General features: G+C 31.4%; 21 protein-coding genes. 18 read left to right on the top strand and 3 right to left on the bottom strand.

Annotated elements, in window-relative coordinates; genetic code table 11:
- Window positions 1–9: 9 nt before the first annotated feature.
- Window positions 10–1,116, bottom strand: coding sequence for an efflux RND transporter periplasmic adaptor subunit (locus IW20_RS20710; protein WP_035627007.1), 1,107 nt, complete (start codon window positions 1,114–1,116; stop codon window positions 10–12).
- 1,026 nt (window positions 1,117–2,142) lie between these two features.
- On the opposite strand from IW20_RS20710, the gene IW20_RS26425 reads away from it, so the two are divergent.
- The 4 genes from IW20_RS26425 to IW20_RS20685 all read left to right on the top strand — a co-directional run bounded on the left by IW20_RS26425 (window position 2,143) and on the right by IW20_RS20685 (window position 6,224).
- Window positions 2,143–2,286 (top strand): hypothetical protein, encoded by a 144-nt coding sequence (locus IW20_RS26425; RefSeq protein ID WP_165571466.1) that lies wholly within the window; start codon window positions 2,143–2,145, stop codon window positions 2,284–2,286.
- A 71-nt stretch (window positions 2,287–2,357) separates the two neighbouring features.
- Window positions 2,358–3,329 carry a grasp-with-spasm system ATP-grasp peptide maturase gene (gene gwsG / locus IW20_RS25600; protein ID WP_051886070.1) on the top strand — a complete coding sequence of 324 codons (972 nt, stop codon included), beginning with the start codon at window positions 2,358–2,360 and terminating at the stop codon, window positions 3,327–3,329.
- 161 nt (window positions 3,330–3,490) lie between these two features.
- Window positions 3,491–4,486 (top strand): hypothetical protein, encoded by a 996-nt coding sequence (locus IW20_RS20690; protein ID WP_035627000.1) that lies wholly within the window; start codon window positions 3,491–3,493, stop codon window positions 4,484–4,486.
- Window positions 4,487–4,565: 79 nt separating this feature from the next.
- Complete coding sequence (locus IW20_RS20685; protein ID WP_035626998.1) at window positions 4,566–6,224, top strand: hypothetical protein; 1,659 nt, start codon at window positions 4,566–4,568, stop codon at window positions 6,222–6,224.
- A 242-nt stretch (window positions 6,225–6,466) separates the two neighbouring features.
- On the opposite strand, the gene IW20_RS20680 is transcribed toward IW20_RS20685, so the two are convergent.
- Window positions 6,467–7,537 carry a hypothetical protein gene (locus IW20_RS20680; protein WP_035627200.1) on the bottom strand — a complete coding sequence of 357 codons (1,071 nt, stop codon included), beginning with the start codon at window positions 7,535–7,537 and terminating at the stop codon, window positions 6,467–6,469.
- Window positions 7,538–7,744: 207 nt separating this feature from the next.
- Between IW20_RS20680 and aroQ the strand changes: the two genes are divergently transcribed.
- Window positions 7,745–8,293 carry a gamma subclass chorismate mutase AroQ gene (gene aroQ / locus IW20_RS20675; protein ID WP_035626996.1) on the top strand — a complete coding sequence of 183 codons (549 nt, stop codon included), beginning with the start codon at window positions 7,745–7,747 and terminating at the stop codon, window positions 8,291–8,293.
- 241 nt (window positions 8,294–8,534) lie between these two features.
- Window positions 8,535–9,650: a nuclear transport factor 2 family protein gene (locus tag IW20_RS20670; RefSeq protein WP_051886066.1), complete on the top strand. Its 1,116-nt coding sequence runs from the start codon at window positions 8,535–8,537 to the stop codon at window positions 9,648–9,650.
- A 97-nt stretch (window positions 9,651–9,747) separates the two neighbouring features.
- Here the strand turns inward: IW20_RS20670 and IW20_RS20665 are convergent, their stop codons facing one another.
- Window positions 9,748–10,488, bottom strand: a complete 741-nt coding sequence (locus IW20_RS20665; protein ID WP_035626991.1) for a MurR/RpiR family transcriptional regulator — start codon at window positions 10,486–10,488, stop codon at window positions 9,748–9,750.
- A 448-nt stretch (window positions 10,489–10,936) separates the two neighbouring features.
- On the opposite strand from IW20_RS20665, the gene IW20_RS20660 reads away from it, so the two are divergent.
- From IW20_RS20660 to IW20_RS20605, 12 genes are all read left to right on the top strand, one after another.
- Window positions 10,937–12,412 (top strand): FAD-binding oxidoreductase, encoded by a 1,476-nt coding sequence (locus IW20_RS20660; RefSeq protein WP_081912536.1) that lies wholly within the window; start codon window positions 10,937–10,939, stop codon window positions 12,410–12,412.
- Between the two features lie 23 nt (window positions 12,413–12,435).
- Complete coding sequence (locus IW20_RS20655; RefSeq protein WP_035626986.1) at window positions 12,436–13,698, top strand: MFS transporter; 1,263 nt, start codon at window positions 12,436–12,438, stop codon at window positions 13,696–13,698.
- A gap of 26 nt (window positions 13,699–13,724) precedes the next feature.
- Window positions 13,725–14,501 carry an SDR family oxidoreductase gene (locus tag IW20_RS20650; protein ID WP_035626983.1) on the top strand — a complete coding sequence of 259 codons (777 nt, stop codon included), beginning with the start codon at window positions 13,725–13,727 and terminating at the stop codon, window positions 14,499–14,501.
- A gap of 11 nt (window positions 14,502–14,512) precedes the next feature.
- Window positions 14,513–15,949 carry an FGGY-family carbohydrate kinase gene (locus IW20_RS20645; RefSeq protein WP_035626981.1) on the top strand — a complete coding sequence of 479 codons (1,437 nt, stop codon included), beginning with the start codon at window positions 14,513–14,515 and terminating at the stop codon, window positions 15,947–15,949.
- 222 nt (window positions 15,950–16,171) lie between these two features.
- Window positions 16,172–17,314, top strand: a complete 1,143-nt coding sequence (locus IW20_RS20640; protein ID WP_123869510.1) for a hypothetical protein — start codon at window positions 16,172–16,174, stop codon at window positions 17,312–17,314.
- Window positions 17,315–17,867: 553 nt separating this feature from the next.
- Window positions 17,868–18,362 (top strand): MarR family winged helix-turn-helix transcriptional regulator, encoded by a 495-nt coding sequence (locus IW20_RS20635; RefSeq protein WP_051886063.1) that lies wholly within the window; start codon window positions 17,868–17,870, stop codon window positions 18,360–18,362.
- Window positions 18,359–19,159, top strand: coding sequence for a 4-hydroxy-tetrahydrodipicolinate reductase (gene dapB / locus IW20_RS20630; protein ID WP_035626978.1), 801 nt, complete (start codon window positions 18,359–18,361; stop codon window positions 19,157–19,159). Before IW20_RS20635 ends, dapB begins: the two co-directional genes overlap by 4 nt.
- Before the next feature lie 11 nt (window positions 19,160–19,170).
- Entirely contained in the window at window positions 19,171–20,055 is an 885-nt protein-coding gene (locus tag IW20_RS20625) for an EamA family transporter (RefSeq protein WP_035626976.1), read from the top strand.
- Window positions 20,056–20,284: 229 nt separating this feature from the next.
- On the top strand, window positions 20,285–21,268 hold the full coding sequence (locus IW20_RS20620) for a helix-turn-helix transcriptional regulator (protein WP_035626974.1): 984 nt from the start codon (window positions 20,285–20,287) through the stop codon (window positions 21,266–21,268).
- Window positions 21,268–22,263 carry a helix-turn-helix domain-containing protein gene (locus IW20_RS20615; protein ID WP_035626971.1) on the top strand — a complete coding sequence of 332 codons (996 nt, stop codon included), beginning with the start codon at window positions 21,268–21,270 and terminating at the stop codon, window positions 22,261–22,263. The genes IW20_RS20620 and IW20_RS20615 overlap by 1 nt, the downstream gene beginning before the upstream one ends.
- A gap of 501 nt (window positions 22,264–22,764) precedes the next feature.
- A complete protein-coding gene (locus tag IW20_RS20610; RefSeq protein ID WP_035626968.1) occupies window positions 22,765–23,757 on the top strand; it encodes a helix-turn-helix domain-containing protein in 993 nt (330 codons plus the stop codon).
- Window positions 23,758–24,388: 631 nt separating this feature from the next.
- The coding region (locus IW20_RS20605; protein ID WP_035626965.1) for a collagen-like triple helix repeat-containing protein at window positions 24,389–24,985 on the top strand (597 nt) is incomplete at its 3' end.

The following is a 24,985-nucleotide window of genomic DNA, read 5'->3' as shown; positions in this document are numbered from 1 at the left end:
TGGGATTGATTACAAGCTTGCGCTTTGTGTTTGTTTAACATTGATTTTATCTCCGTCTCTTAGTGATTGAGTTCCTTCTTGTACGATAAGATCATTCTTTTTCAATCCTTTATTTAAGATATATACATCATCAAGAGTGCTTGCAATGGTGATATTGGTCATTTTTACAATACCATCTTTGTTTACAACAAACACAAATTGTTTATCCTGAATAGAGAAAACTGCTTTTTGAGGAATTAGCATAACATCGGTTCTTGGCTCAGAGATAATCAATTTTCCTGATGTTCCATGCTTTATAAAACCTTGCGGATTATTAAATTTTGCTTTGTATTGGATAGAACCAGTTTGTCTGTCGATTTCTCCATCGGCAGTTTTAAGTTCACCTTGTTGGTCATATACCATTCCGTTTGGTAAAACAAGTTTTATATCTCCTTTTGTATTAAGGCTTTTGTCTGCCATCATCTGGAAATAAATGTTTTCAGGAATAGAGAAATAAGCATATACATCATCTAACTGTGAAAGTGTTGTTAGGAGCGAACCATTTTCTACAAGACTACCTTCCTTAAACGGAATACGATCTATTGTCCCGTCAAATGGAGCTCTTAATGTGGTAAAACTTATTTGCTGATTGATAGATCTTTTTTCTGCAACAGCATGAGCAACTTTGGCTGTAGCCGCATCATGTTTTGCCTTAGATAACTCTAATTCTTGATTTGCAATTACCTTTTTATTAAAAAGTGTTTGTGCTTGCTCCAGCTCCACATTTGCCATCCTTAAATCTGCCAACATGCTTTTGTAAACAGCATCTGCCTTTATAAGTTGTATTTGTAATTCGGCATCGCTAATTTTAAAAAGGATTTGCCCTTTTTTTACTTTTTGTCCTTCGCTAACATATACTTTATCTAATAATCCTGGTATACGCACGTGTATTTCGACATTGTTTTTGGCGTGAACATCTGCAACAAATCGGTTAGAAACCACAGTGTCTCTTAATGTTATCTTGTAAACTGGTAGTGTTTTTATATTGGTAGAGTCTTTTTTTTCTTTATCTCCGCAAGAGGTTAAGAATAGTAACGATAAACCGTACAATAGGAATTGTTTTTTACTAGTAATCATGATTAATTTTTAAGGTATTATATAAATATATTGCCTCCCAAATAATGATTTACAGGGAGTTGTGAATAAGATAAATATTGAAAATGGAAGTGTATCGTATATTCCTGTAATGAGGAATACCGTTCTTAGAGAACTATTTTATACGCAATAAACTCTTATATAATAATGAAAGACATTATTACAAAAGAATAGTTGAAATAGAAATACACTAAATGTAAAATCTAGAAAAGTTGATAGAGGTGTAGGTGAGTATGGCTTTGATTTTCATATATACTAAGAATACTATATATGACATTGTCCTTTAAAACCTTAAAGTGGACTAATTGGGTGTAGTAATTTTTTGCTAAAGCACTTGATTCAGAATTTGCAACGCGATTTTTAATCTTTTTGATTATAAAATGTACGTCAAGATCATTAGACATTGATAGTGTAGAAGATACAGTGTCTAAAATATGCTCTTGTGCATTAAAATTACTTAGTTCAGAAGAGTATTTATAGAATTCCGTGCTACCTGAAAGGGAAAGCAAGAATAAAAAAATAACAGATATAAACTTAATATTTTTCATAGGTAAACAGGCAGATACTTTTCTTTTTAGTATCTAAATAAATAAACTTATAAGTGATAAGCCGCCAAATATAATACTTTGCGAACTTAATGTTTATTAAATTTTCTTTAAAAAAACATATTCAAAAAGTTATCAATAGTTAATTAACTAATTCATAGCATTTTTAGAATTCCTTTACTTTAGATAATAAGAAATATTTTGTAGTCTTATTTCCCGATAGTGAAACTTTGAGTTTACTATTTATAGGGATTTATGGTTTTTGGGTAGAAATAAAAGGAACTAATAATAAGGATTTCATTGTCAAAGAATATTCTTTATGTCTGCCAAACCAAAACTATAAATTCAAGTTTGTGTAGGAAATTTTTGAGTAATATAATATAATTTTATGATAATATATTACTTAAAATAATATCAAAAAGCGTAGATATTTGCTTACAATTAATTATAAAACCATAAAATTATGAAAAGATTAGAAGATTTCGAATGCGAAAAAGTAGAAGTAAAAAATGTAGTTGGAGGAGGTCCAAAAGGGCAGGCTTACACATTTTGTCAAGTTAAAGGTCAAGAGCTAAATGATTTTGACGGAATGGATCCTAATACTTAATAGCATTCTTATTTCAATTTATGTATTTAGGCATATAAATTATGCCTAAATATATTTTTATAATATAAATTATGATTTTAATATTAAGCAAACCTGGCGATAGAGATACAGACAATGTCATCGAATGGCTGAATTTTTTTAAGACTCCTCTTATCAGGATTGATGATGAAGAATTAATGCAGGGAAAATCATTTTTTTCATATAATATCAATTTTATCGAAGATTCTTATTTTGAAAATTCAATACAAAAAGTATATTTAAAAGACATCTCAGTAGTATGGTGTCGAAAATTTGGTTTTTTGCATGATTATGAAAAAAAGTTAGGAGCTATAAGAGACTTGACAGACTTTTTATATAACGAATTTAAGGCTTTACGAGAACTAATTTTGCATCTTTTAGAGGATAAAAAATGGCTTTTTAAAAGAAGTTTATGGAAGTCTAAATTAGAGATTCTAAATGAAGCTAAAATGGTTGGACTAAGTATTCCGAAGACAATAATAACAACCGAAAGGGATAGCCTCAAATTATTTTTAAAAGAGAATAATAACTTCATAATAACAAAACCTATTGCCGAAGCTACTCATATTAAACTACCAACAGGTTCTGTTGCGTTAAGCACAAAAAAGATTGAAACGGTAAAGAATTTAAATAAAAGTTTTAGTCCGTCATTGTTTCAGGAGTATATAGAAAAAGAGATAGAACTAAGAGTTTTTTATATTATGGGAAAATGCTATTCAATGGCAATATTTTCGCAAAGTAATCCACAAACTCAAATAGATTTTCGTGCTTACGATTGGGAGAATCCTAATAGATTTATTCCGTATCAGCTTCCTGAGTCTATCGAAAATAAAATTGATATGCTTATGAAAAATCTAGAACTTAATACAGGATCAATCGATTTAATTAAATCACAGAAAAATGGAGACTATTATTTTTTAGAGGTTAACCCTTCGGGACAATTCGGGATGACTGCATATCCTTGTAATTTTCCCATTCATAAAATAGTTGCCGAAAATTTAATTTTACTCAATAATGAAGAATAAGCAAAAAATAAGTTTGCCCGTAATTGCCGAATCTGCTAAGGAATCTCTTATTCTAACCATGAATTACAAAACTTATTATAAATATGTTGAATCGAAGTTTTACCAAACTTCCAAAATTATTTGTAACGAATTTGATAAGCCCGTATATTTAAAAAATTCAAATGATAAATAAAAAATTCAAACTGTTTTCTAATTGTTTTTCAGTAAAAGGTATTAATAGAGGGCTAATAATTGATGTTCAAAGGAAAAATTATTATCCAATACCTAATCAAGTTATTGATTTAATAAATGAATATTCTGGTAAAGAAATATACTCCTTATTTAAAGATTTTGAGAACGATAAGAATGTTTTAAAAAAATATATTCGTTTTTTCCTTTCCAATGAATTAGTTATTGTAAGTAATGATATAAAACGATATCCTGCAATAAGTAGTAGTTTTGAGCGTCCTTATAACCTTGATACAATAACTTTAGATTCTAGTTTATCTACAACAATTTTACAGGATTTCTTAAAAAATCAAATTGATAATTTGGGTGTGTCGAATCTAAAATTAATCTGTAATGATTTTGATTTACCAAAATTGACAGAAATACTTAAATACATCAATAAATCCCGAATCTATTCCGTCGTTTTGTATATTAAACATGATGTTGGGTTCGAAAAGGAGTTAATTAAACTGCAAAAGAAATTTGCCAGAATTGCTGAAGTTATTTTTTACGAAGTCAAAAAAAATGATGTTCAAAAAAGCAAGTTTATTTATGAGACAAAAGCATTGGAAGAAACTTTATCTATGAAAATTAACAATCAAGATAATTTTTTATTGAATCTTTTTAACTTCAATGAAGCACTGAAATATAGTTTAGCCTACAATAGAACAATATATATTGATTCTTTAGGAAATATAAAGAGATATATTAGTGATGAATTAATTTTTGGCAATGTTGCTATTGATGATCTAAATGAAATTGTTCTTAATCCTGAAATAACAGATTTTTGGGAGATTAATAAGGATAAAATAAAGGTTTGCCAAGATTGCGAGTTCCGATATATCTGCCCAGATGGTAGTATTCCTGTAAAAACGACTGAAAATAAATATTATGCCTATTCTCAAAGCTGCAATTACAATCCATATACAAATAAATGGCTTGGTAGCTAGGAGTAAAGTAGTTTAGTCATTTTATCCAATACAAGTAGTTAAAACCATGCGCTTTAATACATTTCACCTTTTAATAATTATGCTTAAAAAAAGAACGATTCAAATTAAATTTATAAAATATTATTTTGCAGCAGCTTGTTTCTTATTACTGTTTGGATGTAAAACAATTAATCAAGATGTTATTAAACATAATTATATAGTTGGAGAAAGAAACTACGGAGATTTGTTTTACAACGATTCACTCGATGTTTCGATAGATATCTTAGGAAATGCAACGTATGAAGATCTTTCGAAAGTAAAGAAAAACGATTTAAAAAAGAGAATTAAGAACTTTAAAGATGTTTCAGCAGATAATTTAATTCTTAGTTTAAAAACAGATCAGAATTTAGAAACATTATACTTCTTTGAAAAAGTTGAAAACCCAATTGATACAATTACTCATGAAAAAATTGTAAAAAATGATAGCATCAATGGAATTACCATTTTTGAAAAACAAAAAGGAGCAAAAAAAATTATTTGCATTACACAAATTTTGAACAATACTAATAACTTGAAAAGAACATCAGAAAGCGTAAAAGCAATTAATCTTGATGATACCAATTTGGATAAACTGTCTTTTATGAAATTGTATAATTATTATACTGTTGAGCCTCATAAGAATTTCTTGCAAGGAAGAGAAAAAATAAAAGAAGCTCCTATAAAAGATCCCAAAAAAATAATGCTCAAAGAGCCATTGTATTTTACCATTAACTCTTTTATTAGTAATAATAAAGAATATGATTTACTCATTAAAGATCATGAAAATCAAAAAGACGATTTTAATGCTACAGTTTTAAATTCGTTATCAAAAAAAGAAGTAAAAATTAATGATGATGTTTTTACTACAATTGCAGCTTTAGCCAATGATAATCAGATTATCATACTTAATGAAGATCATTTTTATCCTAAGCATCGATTATTTGCTATGGAGTTATTAGATATTTTAAAACAAAAAGGATTCACAACTATTTCTATGGAAACATTTGTGCCAAACGAAGGTAATAATACAGCTTTGATTCCTAATTCTAAAAACGGATTCTATATTAAAGATCCTTATTTTGGTCACTTTGTAAGAGAAGCAAATGCAATGGGATTTAATCTTTTAGGACATGAAAATCAAGATCGAAATGTTCCCAGAGAAATAGGGCAAGCCAAGAATATCATGAAAATATTGGAGAAAAATCCAAAGGAAAAAATATTCATTTATGTAGGTCATGGCCACTTAGAAGAAGAGGGGGAAAGCCGTGTTATGGCAAGTTATTTAAAAGAATATTCAAACATTGATCCGATAACAATTAACCAAGAAACAGTTATAAGTAACACAAAAGAAAAATTAGTTTTGCTTCCTAAATCTATATTTGTAAATGATACTTTAATGAAATCAAGTGCCGATTATTTTTTAATCAATAATCTTGAAGCAAACCTAAAATCGGTTTATCCAAATGCAGTTTTTAAGAAGGTAATTTTAAAAGATAAAAAGCTTGATACTTTTAAAAATGAAGAAGTGCTTGTTGAGACTTTTCTATTAGAAGAATATAACAAAACTAAAAATGCAGATTTATTAATTCCAATAGAATCAACCCTAATTATTCCGAATGGAAATAAAATTGAAATTAATTTACCTACTGGAAAGTACTACATTACAGTAAAAACAGTGAATAATGATAGATTTGAATTTGATAACATAGAAGTTAAATAGCTATCACGAGTATTTCCTCGAAAATTACAATAAAAAACCAGAATTGATTTCCTAAATCAATTCTGGTTTTTTTATGCTATATCACGCCATAACAATGAAAAACAGGTATTTTCTAAAAACCAAACTAATTTTGCCCTCAAATTAGAAAAGGAGTATAATCATTACCTGCCATTTATTGACAAAAAATATGCAAATGTTTAAAATTGTTATTTCATGTTTTTTTTGACAAATCTCCTAAAATTTTAGAGTAATGCTGCAATAATTAAAATTAAGAGTACAATAATAATAGCTAGTGCAATTTTTGTTGTGCTATATGGTCTTTTACCTATCATTTTACCATTCCTTCCATTTACATAAAAATGGTAAATTTTGCCATCATAATGATAAGAGCTAACATAAACGGGTAGCAAAATATGTTTAAAATGTATATTGCTATATTGTGTATTAACAGAGTTTATACGCTGACCATCACCACCAATGTCATTATATATTTTTTTTGTAATGTTGTTATCAATGAGACCTTTTATAGATTGGAAACTTTCTTTTAATTTAAACTTATATTTTTCAGTTACAAAACCACTCAAATATTGGTCGTTAATTTTCACCAAAGCATTAACATCCCAAGGACCCAATTGTGCCAATGAACTTGGATCAATACTTCCTGATGCTGGAACCATGATATCATCAAAAAATATGGAAACATTGCCTGCAGTATCATACCAACGGGTTTTAATTTGAGTTCTTTCATTATCACCACTACCAGTTGTAACTTTATAATTTTCTCCTCTTTCTCCCGTATACATAGTGTGAGTATTAACATCAAAAGTCCAATAAGGAACATAAATACCTCGTAATCCTATTGGAGATAGTGCCGCCTTTTTTAAATTATTTGGAGCCCACCAAAGACCATCTACCCAACTCGAAAGTAAGTTGTAAACTTTTGGTGTATCTAAATTAAAAGGCAGTAAATAACTAGGTTTTATAACTCGTTCTTCTCTAATATCTTCCTCAACCAGAGGAGTACTGCAATAAGGACAATGAAAAGATTTTATGCTCTCATTGACAGAAGATGTAGCTCCGCAACTTTTACATTGAATCATTTTTTCTAATCCAAGACTTTCTGATTCTGATTTTTCTAGATAATCATTAAAATCGAGTTCCTCAATTATAGTTTTTTCTTGAGGAATTTCATTTTTAGTATTGCAGTGGTCGCAGACTAAAGTTGTAGTGCCAGGTTTGTATTTAAGTTCGCCTCCACAATTAGAACAGGTAAAAACATTAAATTCTTTTTCTTTTAGCTCAATAGATTCCATTAGTTTTCTCTTGTAAGTTAGTCGCTTTTTTAATTTTTTTTCTGGTTTTAAGTGTTTTTCATTCAAAACGGAAGATAAGAAAAATGACCGTTTAGAAACTATCTAAACGTTTTTTTTGTATAAGTTTGTTTTATATTCTTATCGTGAGAAGGGTTGTACCAAAAGAGAGAAATATTTATCGTTTAAAATCAAAATAGAAAATATATAATGAAAGTAATCTTTAACTCCATACTGATAGCAATATTTTTATTCTGTGTTTCTTTTACAAATAAGCATGAAAATGATACTTTATTACGATTAATGAACAAAAGACTTGAGGTTGCTGTTCTGGTTGCAAAAAGTAAATGGAATACAAAATCTCCAATTGATGACCCAGTTCGTGAGAAAATCATTTTGGATAGTGTAAAAAATAAAGCTAAGAAAATGGGGATTGATGAAAATTTAGCGCTAGATTTTTTTCAGGCACAGTTCGTAGCAGGAAAGATGATACAAAGACAACTACATGGAAAATGGAAGGCAGAGAATCGTGAACCATTTAAACCTACTGTTGATTTAAAAACTCAAGTTCGGCCAGTATTAGATAGTTTAACCCCTTTATTACTCCTAGAACTTAAAAAGTTACAACCAAATTCAGGCAACGTTCGATTATTAAAAAGATTGAAAAGGAATGCTCGAAAAATAATAAATTCAGACTTTAATGATGAGGTTGTAGAAACCGCAATAAAACCAATAGAAAATTATTCTTTAGCCAAATAACAGCTATAATTAAGCTAAACAGGAACAATTTCAAAAAGTCTATTTTTCCAATAAATGAATATTGAAAATCAAATTATAGTTCATTTAAAAAATCATAGGTACTACGCTTTCAAGTTACCAAAAAGGGTAATTTTTTACTCCTAATATATAAATTAGTACTCCATTATTATAAACTTGGAGTGATTTAAAATTCAATCAACATAGTTTTGATTAATATTTAAATCATTAAAGACCAATGTTTATGAGAAGAATCTTTTTCGCAATCTTATTTGTACTATTACCACATTTATCTTTTTCACAATCCGAACAATCTCTAATAGAGAATTGTATTCAAAACTATATTGAAGGCACATCTTATAATATGCCTGACAGTATTAGTAAAGCTTTTTACCCTGAAGCTAACCTTTACCTAAGCCACAAAGAAAAGCCATTATGGATAGTTCCTGCTTCAGAATATGTCAGCTGGTTTCAAAAAGGGAATAAAGGGGAATTTAATGGGCGTTTAGGAAGAATCATCTCTATAGAATCTTATAATGATATTGCTATTGCAAAAGCTGAAATTCTCATTCCAGAAAGAAAACAAGAATTTATGGATATGTTCTTGCTCAAAAAAATCCAGGGCGAATGGAAAATAATTAGCAAAGCAGCAAGTAGCAAAGCAAGTAATAAATCCGGAAAAAGAATATTATTTATTGTTTCTAATGCGCATTATTACGGGAAATCTACAATTTCTACAGGAAATAGCTTTGCCGAAATCGTAAATGCTTATGATACTTTTGTAAATTCAGGTTATACCGTTGATTTTGTAAGTCCTAAGGGCGGCGAAATTCCTTTGGCTTATATCAATACTTCTGACAGTTTGCAAAAGCAATATTTATATAATCAAGACTTTATGTATGCCATAAAAAATACTGTGAGTCCTAAAGAAATTGATTATAAAATCTATAAAGCAGTTCATTATATTGGAGGTGGAAGCGCAATGTATGAAGTACCAGAAAATTTAGATATTCAGCGTATTGCCATGCAAGTGTACGAAGAGAATAACGGCATTATTTCGTCGGTATGTCATGGAACGGCAGGAATTGTTAACTTGAAAACTAAAAATGGAAAATTCTTAGTCGAAGGAAAAAAAGTAAGTGGATATCCTGATTCTTTTGAAAAAAAAGATGGTGAATATTTTAAATATTTTCCATTCTTAATCCAGAAGACGATTGAAGAAAGAGGAGGGACTTTTGAATTTTCTAAGAGAAATGAATCTTACGTTGAACAAGACGGTCGAATTGTTACCGGACAAAATTTTCAATCATCAAAAGGAGTTGCTTTAAAAATCATTGAATTGATTGAGAATAATAATTAGGATAAATTGTCAGCAGTTACACCAGTTTTTGACCTAAAATACTAGGTTTAAAATTTAGAAGCCTCTAAAGTCATTTGATTTTGGAGGCTTTTTTGTTTTATGAGAGTTTAATATTTTTTCTTGGCTTAACAACATTTTCAGAAGATGATGTTTCCAACTGCTTAATTACAGCTTCGATAAACGCAAAAAGAGTTGTTCTTGTTTTTTCGTGAGGCAATAAATCTTGCTTTTGCAAATAATTACTCAGAGTGATTGTGTAGTCGTATGTCTCTAAAAATTCAGTACTTCCTTCTTCTAATATAAAAGCTACTTTGCCGTTTCTTGAAACAATATTTTCATACAACTCTTTAAAAGATTTGAATTTTCCAGTAACCGAAAAAATAATAACCAAGCTATTATTACTCAACATGTCGGTTATGGATGTTTCGTGAGCAACCGCCCATATCGGGATGTCTAATAAGTTCCTTAGTTTGTATTCAAAATACTGACCAACTATAAAAGAAGGACCATAACCAAATAAAATAATTTTCTCGAATTTCTGGAGATATTTAACAAAATGATCCACAATCTCAGGATTAAAATTATCTAAGAATTTATTTAGACGTTCGCTTTCGTCAGGGATTACAGTAAATGCATTACCACTTATAAAACCTAAATATTCCTTGTAGTTTTTAAATCCCAACTTCTGCACAAATTTTGAAATTTTAGATGGGGAACAAGTACAAATAGAGGCAGCATCAGTAATAGATAATGTATTGTTTGCTTTTATTTCTTTTATTAAAATAGAATAAATATTCTTCTCCAGAGAGTTAAGTAGATCTTTATTTACAATATACATTTGCCTTGATAATTTTTAGTAAAAGTATTACATTTCCTTTTAAATAGGCTCAATTTCTATCTTTTTGTCTATTTATTTGAAAGTTTATTCTGCAAATAACGTGTATTTCCTATATAAAACAATTTTTATTTTCCATTAAAAAATGTACTTATATTTTGTTTTAATAACTATAATGCCTCCATACAACAGGGTTAAGCACGTATAAGTTGCTTTTTTCTTGATTGTTTAGCATTACAACCATTAAATCATCTGTGTTAACTTGTATTATTTTCCATTTTTATGTGTTAAATTAAAATTTAAGGAAAATAATTGTTTGTATTGAAATATATTTCTTACGTTTGTTATGTTATAAGTAATTTATTACAAATCATTTGTGCTGTAAAAATTTAAATAATACAAATTAGAAATAAAAATGAAGGCGGATTTTAATCACGAAAGTTTAAATATTATGAAAGAAAATAAAACGATTTTAAATGATTTAGTTAAGATGCTAAAACAAGATCAGATAAACATTAATCCTGATGATTTATATGAAGCATCGGCAGACCGATATAAAAAATATGCTAAGGCAAAAAAGGTCTTGGATGTTCCAGCCCCGATTGCTATAGTTTATCCAGATTCAGCAGAGCAAGTTTCTGAAATCCTGAGATATTGTAATGCTTACGGCATTAATGTTATACCTAGAAGTGGTAGAACGGCAACTGAGGGAGGTTTAGAAAACTGGAAAGAACAAACTTTAATTGTTGACGGAAAAAATTTAAATAAAATTATAAAAATTGATCCTTACAATCTTCAGGTAACGGCACAATCAGGAGTTGTTTTGCAACAATTAGAAGATGAAGTTAGAAAACATAATCTAACAACAGGACATTCGCCTCAATCTAAACCAGTTGCCCAAATGGGAGGTTTAGTATCTACACGTAGTATCGGACAATTCTCTACTTTATACGGAGGTATAGAGGATATGGTTGTAGGATTAGAATGTGTTTTTCCTGATGGACATATTTCTCGTATAAAAAATGTACCAAGAAGAGCAGGAGGGCCAGATATCAGACATATTGCTATTGGTAACGAAGGAGCTTTGTGTTACATCACAGAAGTTACCGTAAAACTATATCGATATTTCCCTCAAAACAACCGCTTTTTTGGGTATTTACTTAAAGATGTCGATACAGGAGTTAAAATTTTAAGAGAAGTAATGGCAAATGGTTACAGACCTTCTGTAGCAAGAGTATATTCTGAGGAAGATGCTGCGCAGCATTTCAGTCTATTCCATAAAGGGCAATGTATTTTGATTTTTATGGCAGAAGGAAATGAAAATATGGTAGCTGCTACAGGTGTAGGAATCGAAGATGCTGTAGAAATGTTTAAAGATGGTGTTACAGAAAAAGTAGCTCCTTCATTGATTGCAAATTGGTTCAATCATCTTAACTGGACTCAGGAAAGAATAGAAGAAGAAATCAAAGATATGGTTACTCGTAATTCTCATGACGGTTTTACAACAGAAATATCTGCAGATTGGGAAAACGTTACACAAATATATTATAACGTAATCGAAAGAATTAGAAATGAGTTTCCTAGAAGTAAAGATATTACCATGTTAGGCGGGCATTCATCTCACAGTTATATAAACGGAACCAATATGTATTTTGTATACAATTACAATATCAATTGCGAGCCAGAGGATGAAATGCGTCTCTATCACCACCCAATTCAGACTATTATCGTAGAAGAAACCTTAAAACTTGGCGGATCTATGTGTCACCACCACGGAATTGGTAAGTATAGAAACGAATGGACAAAAGAAGAGCACGGAAGCGCTTACTATATGCTTGAGAAATTAAAAGAAGTTTTTGATCCTAACGGAATCATGAATTTCGGAACCATTTTTCCTCAGGTTGAGGGTGAAAAATATCAAAAATAATAGCCATTTAAAAAACTAAGGGTATGAAAAGATATATTCAGTTTATCCTCATAGTGCTGGCTGCCGGAGCAATTTATCCACTGATTTATTTAAGGACAAATTATCAGGAAACCATTTTAGCAGTTTTTAAAATTGGTTTAGATGATCTTAATATAATTTATACCGTCTTGGGCTTTATATTCATATTAGGATATTTCCCAAGTGGTATATTAAGTGATAAATTTTCGGCTAAATACCTACTTGTTTTTTCATTGTTAGGTACAGCGCTCGGCGGATTTTGGTTTGCTCAGATTCCGGACTACGGTTCGATCATAGGCATATTCTGTTTGTGGGGAGTATTCTCCGTATTTACATTTTGGGGAGCACACATGAAGTTGGTTAAGTTACTGTCTACTCCCGAAGAGGAAGGGCGTTTCTTTGGGTTTCTTGACGGAGGAAGAGGTGTTATAGAAGCAATATTAGCAAGTGTAGCGTTGCTTATTTTTTCTCATGTTTTAGAAAAAGGAGAAACGCTGGAAAATAAAACCGAAGCACTACAATATGTTATTTATATGTATTCGTCTGTGTTACTTGTTGTGGGGATTCTTATTGCCTTGTTTGTAGAAAAAGAAGTAGTTAAATCAGATAAAAATGAATTAACAGTTGTAAAAGACGTGCAAGAAGAGGAGAAAGGTTTTGATTTTAAAGATGTCAATTCCGTTATCAAAAACAAGTTTGTTTATTTGATGGGAGCCATAATCTTTTGTTCGTATTCAGTAACCTGGGTAGTGTATTATTATGGTGGTTTTATGGAAAAAAATCTAAAAATCACTCCCGTTACAGTAAATACTATTATGGTAATTGTGTTATGGATGAGACCTATAGGCGGAATCTTAGGCGGTTTTTTAGCCGATAAATTCGGAAAAAGTCTAACATTAGTCACCGCTTTATGCGGAGCAGCTCTTACTTTATTTGCGATTGCTTTTCTTCCTTCAGAAACAACAAGTTTTAATGTGTATTATATTTTAATAATACTAGGAGGAACATTTGTTTATGCTATTCGTGGTACCTATTGGTCATTACTGGGAGACAGCAGGATAGATAACAAAATAATGGGTACAGCGGTAGGGTTTATTTCTCTTTTAGGATACTTACCAGACATTTTTATACCGTATTTCAGTACGATAGTTTTTAACAAATTTGGAGATGAAGGAGGATACAATGCTTACTTTATAATAAGCGCAGTTTTGGGAATAGCAGCAATTTGTTTTGTTACCATATTTAAACAACAAACTCAAAAAAAATAAATTATAACAATAAAAAAATATATAAAATGGAAATTACAGATTTTAATATGGGCTATTTTTCTCTTAAAGGGAAAAACGCAATTGTAACAGGAGGAAATACAGGATTAGGACAGGCTTTTTCTTTAGCTTTAGCAAAAGCTGGAGCTAATGTATTTATGCCAAGTATTATGCCGGATGATGCTGATTTCAATCGATTGATAGAGAATGAAGGCGGTAAAGCGGTGTACATGTCAGCAGATATTACGAAAGACGGAATACCAAAAAAAATCGTAGAAGAATGTGTAGAAAAATTAGGATCAGTAGATATCCTGGTAAACTGCGCAGGAATTTGCTTAATTGCTGATGTGCTTAATTTTGGAAGAAAAGAATGGGATCCAATGGTAAGTATCAATTTAACGGCTGCTTTTGAAATGTCGGCAGAAGTTACCAAGTTTTTCATTCCTCAAAAAAGCGGAAAAATCATTAATATTTGTTCGTTATTTTCTTTCTTAGGCGGACAATGGTCTCCTGCATACGCAGCTACCAAACACGGATTAGCAGGTTTAACCAAAGCTTATTGCGACGAATTAGCACAATATAATGTACAGGTTAACGGAATTGCTCCAGGTTATTTTAAAACTAAAGTAGCTCAGGCATCTATAGATAATCCAGAACGTAACAAATGGATTGTAGATCATACTCCAGAAGGACGTTGGGGAGATGTTGCTGATTTAATGGGAACCACGGTATTCTTGGCAAGTCAGGCTTCTCACTTTGTAAACGGACATATCTTAGCCGTTGATGGCGGATTCTTAACGAGATAAAACGAATTGTTATGAACGAACAATATTTTATTTCAATCGATAATGGGTCTCAAAGTACCAAAGTGTATATCATCAACTCAAAAGGGGAGATTATACATTCTGAAATTGAGCCTCTTAAGCCTATGCTGTTCAGAAAAACAGGATATGTAGAACATCCTGATGATGATTTATGGGACAGCATACAAATAGCGCTGATCAGGTTAATGAAAAACTTTAGAGACGATGTAAGCCTTATAAAAGGAGTTGGACTTTGTACCATTCGTTGTTGCAGGGTTTTCATGAAAAAAGACGGAAATCTGGCTGCTCCCGTGATGAGCTGGATGGATGTAAGAGCGTATGAAACTTTTCAGGATTCAGAAGAAATTGCATACACATGTCCTACAACAGGATATATCACGCATCGTCTTACAGGAGAATTGAAGGATACGGCAGCAAATGCTTTTCAATGGCAATTTCCTGTAGATATGGAAACCTGGAATTGGTCTGAGGATAAAGCAGTTTTGGATAGTTTTAAAATTCCAAATGAGAAATTATTGAAGCTGCAAATGCCGGGAACTGTTTTAGGAAGAGTAACCAAAGAAGCAGCTCAGTTAACTGGTTTACCAGAAGGATTGCCAGTAGTTGCTACAGCAAATGATAAAGCGGTAGAAGCTTTAGGGGCAGGATTGATAGATTCATCCAGAGGATTGTTTTCATTGGGAACTTACATTACATCTATGGTTGTAGGTACCGAAAACAGACCTGCTCATGACAATTATTTCACCAACTTATCTTGTATACCAAATTGCTATTTATTCGAAAGTGGCGGAGTAAGAAGAGGAATGTGGTTGATTTCTTGGTTTAGAGATTTAATTGGTGAAGAACTGAACATCAAAGCAAAAGAAAAAGGCGTTTCACCGGAACAAATTTTAGAAGAAGAAGCTTTAAAGGTTTCTGTTGGATCAGATGGTTTGATGATTGTTCCCGATTGGTTGGCACCAGCATATCAGGCGTATAGAAAAGGAGTAATGATTGGTTTTAACGGTCATCAAGGGCGCGGACACATTTACCGTGCTATTCTGGAAGGAATTGCATTGACATTGAACAATCATTATCAATTAATGAATGAAACACTGGGTCATAATCCTGAGAAAATTATCATATCTGGAGGTGGCGCAAATAGTGATTTGTTCATGCAGATTTTTGCTGATATAAGCGGAACTCCCGTTGTCCGAAACGAAATGAGTGGTTCAGCTGCTTTGGGAGCTGCAATTTGTACAGCAGTAGCAATAGGCTGTTATCCTGATTTTGAAACTGCAGTAAAAAATATGGTAAAAGAAAAAGATGAGTTCCTTCCTGATTTGGAAAATCATAAAAAGTATAAGCGGATCAATGATAAAGTTTATCACAAATTACCACAGTTGTTAGAGAATACATTAAAAGAAATTCAAAGTTTAGAAGTAGAATAAATCATTCGGTTTTCTTTTCATTATTTAAAAATAGCTTTCTATTACCAGATTAGGAAGCTATTTTTTTCCTCAAGTAAGCAATCACTTTTGCAATAAAAAAAAGGCATGAAGTACAATTGTACCTATCATGCTCTCTCTTTGTATGCGCTTGATTGTGGCTTGAATTAGTCTGGGTTTTATAATTTAATTAATATAAAAATTATGCGCTATACTCATTTTAAATTGCTTCTAATTTTACTTACGCTTTCTATAAGTAATTTTATTTATTCTCAAGCAGCAGATATCGATGTCAAAGCAGACACTCTTGTTGTAAATCCAGACAAACCAAAACTAACTATAAACGGTGCTTTTAGGGTGCATTATAAGGATGAGTTTTATAATGAAGCCAGAAGAAAAGAGGGAGGGGAGTTTGGCTTCGACTTGTTTGGTCTTGTTGTAAGCGGTTCGTACAAAAAGTTTAAAGTATTTGCCGATATGAGATTCATGCCAGCAGTATCTGGAGGTACAATGCCCAAAGAAGGCTGGATAGGATATGACTTTGATAACGGAGATGATATTCAGGTAGGTTTAATACAAGATCCTTTTGGTAACTTAGACTATAACTCGTATAGCTGGTTTTTAGGAATAGGATATGGCATTGGGTTTGAAGGGAAATATAGTATGGGAGCAAAGTACCATCATAAAGGAAGTACTTGGGATTGGCAGGTTGCTTTTATGAAGAATGCGATGGAATCCTTTACAAACGATCCAGAGTTAAGAGATAATCAATGGTCTGCAAGTGTGTTGGGAGATAATAAAGAGATTAATCAGCTTTCGGGACAACTTTTATACAAGATTAAAACAAATGATTTCTCTCATAAAATAGGCGCTTCAGGACAATTTGGGCAACTATATAATTTTGTAGAAAACAAAATGGGGAACCGAAATGCTTTTGCATTCCACTACAATTTGGATTATAAAAACTTAGGAATAAAAGCGCAAGTTTATAGATATGCGTTTAACCCTAAGGGAGGAAATTCGGAATTTGTAGACATGGGATCTTTTAATTATACCTATCAAGTGGTTTCTAAAGCAGATGTTTATACTTTATCTGCTAAATACAGCATTCCGTTTAAAGGTAAGTCTTTAAATGAAATAGCATTTTATAGTGAATACGGATATTTAGATAAAAAGTTTAATCTGAATGCAACACATATGCTTACAAACGGGGCAATGATAAAAGTAATAGATTCGATATATACTTACGTAGAATATGTTGCGGGGTATAATCATCCGTTTTTAGGTGGTAGCCAAGCTAGTTTATATAATGAATTTGATAATAAATGGCATGCCCGTTTGCAATGCAACATAGGGTACTATTTCTAAATCCGGAATTAAATATTCTTTTAATCATAAAAAGAGGTTGTCTGAAAAATACTTTCAGACAGCCTTTTTGTTTATACAAACAATCTGAAAAAAAAACAATATATCGCTACGCTGTAGCTTTAACTCAAATCTATTTAAATTTGCTATAAACATGATGCTCCGCTGGAGCAATTACCAATCATGTTTTCTAAAAATTCTAATAATAGTAATGAGTCTTTCGAGTTTATAATATTGTAAGTCCCAGAGGGACGATATATTTATAGAAAATTATCAAACCATTTTACAAAACCCCATCGGGGTGGCATATATAGTAATGTGAAGAAAAACAATATATCGCTACGCTGTAGCTTTGACCCAAACCTCTTTAAATTTGCTATAAACATGATGCTCCGCTGGAGCAATTACCTATCATGTTTTCAAAAAAAACAAAAAGCCTGTTTTAGAAATTACTTTTGGGACGGGCGTTACTTTATTTAAATATTTCTCTTTTTTCAAACAACGTAACTAGTTACGTATTTTTTTTTGTACATTTGCGTAACTAGTTACGTAATTTATGATACAGAACGATTTTTTGATAGAATTGCAATTGGTGGGACTTACCAGCCGATTGAAACGACTTACGGATAATATACTTTATAGCACTAAAGACTTTTATAAAGCTGTAGGTGTAGATATTGAGCCAAACTGGCATCTTATTTTTTTGCTTTTAAAAAAACATGAGGAACTCACAGTAACCGAAATATCAGAACGTTTGCAAATGTCACATCCTGCAATTGTAAAGATTATAAGAAACATGAAAGCAAAGGAGTATATAGAAACGAAAACTGATACTAACGATTCGCGGAAACAACTGCTTTATCTTACTGATAAAGCAAAGTTAGCCTTGCCACAATTAGAGAAATGTTGGGAAGCTTGTATTCTTACCATGAACGAATTACTAGAAGGAAATGAACTTTTCTTGAAAAATCTGGAACTGATTGAGGAAAAAATTGGAAAGAAAAGCTACAAAGAGAGAACTTTAAATAACTTAAAAAAAATTGAAAAATGATAAAAGTATTTATTGCTGGGGCAACAGGATGGGCTGGCTCTGAACTAAGTAAAGGCATATCTAATTGCCAGGAAATAGAATTAGTAGGTGCGTTGTCTAGAAAATACAATGGTGGAAATCTAGCTGAAATTTTGAATTTGGGAGGAAATAGTATTCCTGTTTTTGATGATATAAATGAAGCACTTGCTAAAGTAGATTTTGATGTACTTGTTGATTATACAAAACCTGAAGTGGGCAAAAAAAATATCCTTGCTACATTAAAGAAGGGGAGAAATGTTGTTGTAGGAACTTCGGGTTTAACGGCTGAAGATTATGCTGAGATTGAAGCGGAAGCTAATGAGAATAATGCTTCTGTTCTTGCTGTTGGAAATTTTGCATTGACTGTTGTGTTATTACAGAAATTTTCTGAAATGGCGGCAAAATTTATTCCTGACTTCGAAATTATTGATTATGCTCATGAAGATAAAGTTGATAGTCCAAGTGGTACTGCTCGTGAGCTGGCACACAGATTATCTCAGGTTCAGCAACCAAAAATACACGTACCTGATGATAAAATAATTGGCGAGAAAGCTACTCGTGGTGCTCGTATAGACGGTGTACCTGTACATTCTGTGCGTTTACCGGGACACGTAATTGCTATAGAAACCATTTTTGGTCTTAAAGACGAAAAATTGGTTATTAGACATGACTCGGGTTCTAGTGCAGAACCGTATGTTAAGGGAGCAATACTTGCCATAAAAAAAGTAGGATCCTTTAAGGGATTAAAAAGAGGTTTAGATTCAGTTATGGAATTTTAAGTGATAAAATAATGTTTAGATATGTTTTGATGGTACTTGTAGGTGCCGCAAGTTTTGGTATTCTTTCTTCGTTTGTAAAACTTGCATATAAGCAGGGGTATACAACTCCCGAAATTTCTTTTATTCAGGCGTTATTGGGGGCAATTGTGTTGTGGTCTATTGTTTTTTTTACGAATAAGGAACGCCGAAAGCCTAAGGAAATTGGGTGGCTTTTAATTACTGGAGCAGCAATTGGTATTACAACCTTTCTTTATTATTTGTCGGTAAAGTTTATTCCTGCATCTATTGCTATTGTGTTACTTATGCAATTTACATGGATTGGTATTTTGCTCGAATGGCTTTTGTATGGTAAGAAACCGCTTAAAATGGAATTAATTGTAACAGGTGTTGTAATTTTTGGGACGATTCTGGCTAGTGGGGTAAATTTTAATGAGGGTACTTCTTTATCGCTAAAAGGTGTAGGTTTTGTACTATTGGCCTCGCTTATTTACTCTATTTATATTATACTGAATAGCAAGACTGGAAAGGAAGGAAACTGGCAAAATAGGAGCGCATGGATTATGACTGGTTCGGCTCTTTGTATTTTAATTGTAAATTTTCAGCCCATTGTTTTCTCTAATCATTTGGATTTTCATTTATTAAAATGGGGACTTTTTCTTTCTGTTTTCGGAACGATATTGCCTCCGGCTTTGTTTGCTGTTGGGATTCCTAAAGTAGGAGTTACTACAAGTGGTCTTTTGATGACTGTTGAACTGCCTGTAGCTGTTTTAACTGCCAATTTGGTGTTGGGAGAAAACATAACTTTTGTTCAGATTATCGGGATTTTAATTATGATTGCTGCGATTATTGCTATGAATCTTAAAAAAGAAAAACTTCCTGCTCAGGATAATTCCTAGCCCAGACAGAAACGGCATCCTTTTCTTGCTTTCTTTAAGCAAGAAAAGATATAGTGGATGGCTGGAAATAGCTCCTAAAAAAGTACAAGTAGTCTTTTGTCAATGCATTAGATTTTATAAAATCATTTTTTTAGGAGTTTGACTGATTAAATCTTTATTTGAAATAATAAATGTGGATAAAAAAATATTATTTTTGTTAATGTATTATCCCCAAATATTTCAATTATAGATGAAAAAAATCACACATCATTACGGAGTAGAATTGGATTGGGTTGAACCATTTGCCTCAGAACTAGAGGGTAAGGTAGATGGCAATTTTATTTTAGTTCCGGATCATATTCATACCGGAAATCGATATTTTTTAAATTTTGGCATTGGCATTTCTGTTTTATATGTAGATGTTGTATATAACTCAGAAATTCATTTAAGGCAAGAGAATAAAACGGATGATTTTATAGGTTTTTATTATAACCTTACTGAAGGTGAAGCTCTTTTATTATCTGATGATGCTGAAAATCCTATCGGAAGATGGAACTGGAATTTAGCAATACTGGATAGCACTTTATATTCGGACTATATTGTTAAAGCGGGAAGCAAAGCTTTTGCTCTTTGTATTTTTATAAAAAAAGAGCTGATAAAAGAATATTTTCAGGATAATCCTTCTCTTAAAGAACATGCTGAAGAAATTTTTGATCCAAACTTAAATACTATAGTTAAGTTTACCAGGATGAGTAATGATAGCTATAATCTTTTGATGAATTTGCGCGCACAGGAAGTAGGAGGAACTGCTTTTGACCTTTACTTAAGAGGAACTGTTCAGAATTTACTAGCGGAGTATATTGAGAAAATGACTTATGAGGAGCTTGTAATTGATAAGATTAATGAGGAGGATTTAAGATATATTATAAAATCGCAATCGTACTTGATAGATAATCTGAATCAGTTATTTCCTAGTATCGAGTTTTTGTCTCAACAGGCAAATATGTCGGAATCTAAATATAAAAAACTATTCCGAAAAGTTACTGGAATGACTCCTAATGCTTTCTTTTTGACCAATAAACTCATAAAGGCTAAACGTCTTTTGCAGGAAAGACAACTGACTATTGCTCAGGTTTCTGATAGTTTGAGTTTTACGAATAGCTCTTATTTTGCTGCAAGATTTAGAGAATTCTTTGGCATGACTCCAAAAGATTATGTTAAACAACTCGAATAATGATTGAGGTTAGACATAAATATTCTTTAACCTCTGAATGGCTATATGATAGTATAGAACAACTTGGTAATGGCGCAGAAGTTGTAGATGATAAACTGGTTCTTATGCCTGAGCTGGCTGATGGGGGATTTTTTTTTACTCCTGTTTCAGCAGGGCTTTCGGTTGTACTTTTAGATTTAACGTTTAATGATCCCATTCGTATAAGAAGACTTCCATCTGATAATGATTTATATATTATTCATTACGATTTTAGTGATGAAATAAACCTGATTCATGTAGATGGTACTAAACACAAAATAGGATATAAAGCTAATTTAGGATTAGGTGTTGTTGATAATGCTATCGAAAATATTTTTGAACCTGTTGTAGGTGAGCGTGTATTTGCAATGCGCTTATTGGTTAGCAAAAAATTATTAAGCACTTCGATTGCTAAGCAAAAAGCAAAAGATGCTCATAAACGTAAAATAAAAAGTGACGAAAATACGCTTTACTTTTACGACCATATTGATAGTAATAGCAAGCTTATCATGCATGCTATAAAGAATAAATCCTTTCTGGATCCTGCATTTCAAATTTATCTGCAAGGTGTAAGCCTTAGGTTGTTGGCAAAATTTATTAATAGATACTCAAATCTTGCGCAGTTGCTGCACCATATACCAGATAAAGAAGTTAACGCTCTAAACGAGACTAAAGAATATTTATTGGACAATTTATTTATAGGTTTTCCTGGGGTCGATATGTTGGCAGAAATGGCAGGAATGTCGGTTACGAAATATAAATCTTTATTTAGAAAAATGTTTGTTACGACACCAAATCATTTCTTTATAAGACAAAAAATGATTTTGGCCAATGAGCTTCTTAAAAGTGAAAATTTTGTTGACATATCTGATGTTGCCCGTAAATTAAACTACACCAAAGTAAGCAAGTTTTCTTCGGCATATTATCAGCAATTCGGGAAAAAGCCAGCAGATGATTTTATTAAATCTGAATTTTAAAATCGTAAACACGCTTAGTTTACGATATCTTCCTACACATTATATATACTAATTTAAGTATATAGAAATTTTTACCTTCTCTTACTTTCAGGGTTTCTTCAAACCGTGCTTTTACTTGTATTCTCCTTATTTATTAAAAATTGACTTCGTTTTGATTGAATCATTATTTCTGTAATAAATGATTTTAATCTAGGGTATTATTCTCCTTTTTTTTAGAGGTATTGATCCTTTAAAAATACCTTATAGTGCTGTTTATATGACGTATTTAGGCTAAAAGAATTTGTCTATTTGCCTTCTAATTATTTATTAAGAACAAGGTTTAAAAATACCTTGCTGAGAATTTATCTTCAATTATACGATGGAATTTTTATTGAAAAGATTCTATGCCTAAAAAAGTACCCCTTTAAATCTTACTTCTATTCTTTTTAAATAATAAACCTAAATGAGTGGAATATTTTCTTGAAAATATTTCAAAAAGAACGTGATTAAAAAATTAGCATTATGATTGAAATTAAGCACTCTTATTCCTTGTCACCGAAATGGTTGCGTGGACTTGCAGAAGAATTTGGAACTGAATTAATAGATGAAAAATTATTGATTGCCCCAAAAGAAGTAGCCGATGGAGGATTTTTTTTTACAACAGTAACGAAAGGGCTTTCTGTTGTTCTTTTGGATATAAAATTTAATAGAGGTATTTTTTTAAAACGTCTTAAATCTGAGAATGGTCTGTTTATAATACATTACGATTTTAGTGATGAAATGAACCTAATACATATAGATGGTATTAAACACAAAATAGGTTATAAAGCCAATTTAGGATTAGGAGTTTTTGATAATGCTATAGAAAATGTTTTTCAGCCTGTTATTGGAGAGCGTGTTTATGCCATGCGCTTACTGGTTAGCAAGGAATTAATAAGCTCATCTATTGTTGAATCTGAATTAGACGGTGTGAATAAACGTAAAATAAAAAGTGATAAAAACACACTCTTTTTTTATGACCATATAGATAGTAATAGTAAGGTAATTATGCACGCCATAAAGAATAAATCATTTTTGGATCCTGCATTTGAGATTTACTTAAAAGGAGTAAGCTTAAGATTGTTGGCTAAATTTATTAATAGATATTCGAATCTTACCCCGATGCTGCATCATATATCTAAAAATGAAGCTAAAGCATTAAACCAAGCCAAAGAGTATTTGCTAAATAATCTAGTAGGAGTATTTCCTGGAGTTGTACACTTGGCAGAAATAGCTGGTATGTCGGTTACAAAATTTAAATCTTTATTTAAAAAAATGTATGTAACTACACCAAATCAATTCTTTGTAAGAGAAAAAATGATCTTGGCAAATAAACTGCTTAAAAGCGAAAATTTTAATAAAATCTCGGATATAGCTTATGAGTTGAGTTATGCTAAGGTAACTAAGTTTAATTCCTTGTATTTTAAAGAATATGGGAAGAAGCCATCTGTGGATTTTATTAGATGTAATTATTAAAATTAGTTACAATAAAGGTTCTTTAAATGTTTTTTTAAAAATAAATAATAGCCAAATATCTATCTAATTCTTTGCGAAAGGAACGCGGATGATACAGATTTACAAAAGTAAAACGCAGATTAAAACGGATTTTAAAAACAATAGTGACAAATCCGTTTAATCTGCGTTCCTGTATAGACAATTTAATTTAGCAACTATTCGCTATCGATCGGATGTGATTTTCTTGAAATCTGATCAAATTCAGGTGTTAGGCTTTTATATTTTAAGCAAAAATTGTGTGATATAATTTTTGTTCTATCAACTTCTTATCTACATATTTTCAGTCAGTTATTCTTTTTTGAAAGAATCAAAACTATGAATTATTCTTATAAAATGAATGAAAAACCCTCTATTTATTAGTGAATAGTTACGATAATCTCCAATTGTACCTTAAAGTGGTATTTATTTGACGTTTTTAGGCTGTCCTAATATGTTCCTTTGCCTTGTAAATAATTCATATCAAATACCAAAACGAAATAGATCATGAATTTTTTTTCTGTTGCGAATTACAGAGAAGATAGAAAATATTCTGGTATGTATTGATTTTGAAAATTTACTAAATATTCATTTTACTAATTTAATAATTAACGCTATGAAACTAAAGGAAACTTTTTTAGGACTTGCCGGTTTATTGCTGTTCTCGACAGCATCATATAGTCAGGTTGGAATCGGAACCTTAAACCCAGAGCAATCCTCTCAGTTGGATGTTACTGCTACAAATAAAGGTATGTTAGTACCTCGTATTAAACTGACACAAACGGGATTACAAGCACCTGTATTAGGTACAGCGGCTGTAAGTTTGTTGGTTTATAATACACAAACGATTAATGATGTTACCCCAGGTTTTTACTACTGGAATGGTGTAAAATGGGTAAGAATTGTTAGCAAAGATGAAATAGATAATTTTAAAGAAACGATCACAACATTGATAAACAATGGAAATGGCACTTATACATATTCAAACGAAGATGGCAAAACAACTACTATAGATATAGCGGGAAATGTAAAAACACATGAAACATTAACCTCTTTAAATTACAATTCAGTAACAAAAGTTTTGACCTATAAAGATGAAGATGAGAAACTACATGAAATTATTCTAACAGGTTTAAGAGGTGCTCCAGGATTACCTGGTGCTGACGGAGCAAACGGAAAAGATGGAGTTGACGGAGCTGTTGGACCACAAGGT

The organism is Flavobacterium hydatis, from assembly GCF_000737695.1.
Lineage (GTDB): Bacteria > Bacteroidota > Bacteroidia > Flavobacteriales > Flavobacteriaceae > Flavobacterium > Flavobacterium hydatis.
This window is presented reverse-complemented; position numbering and strand designations above follow the sequence as displayed.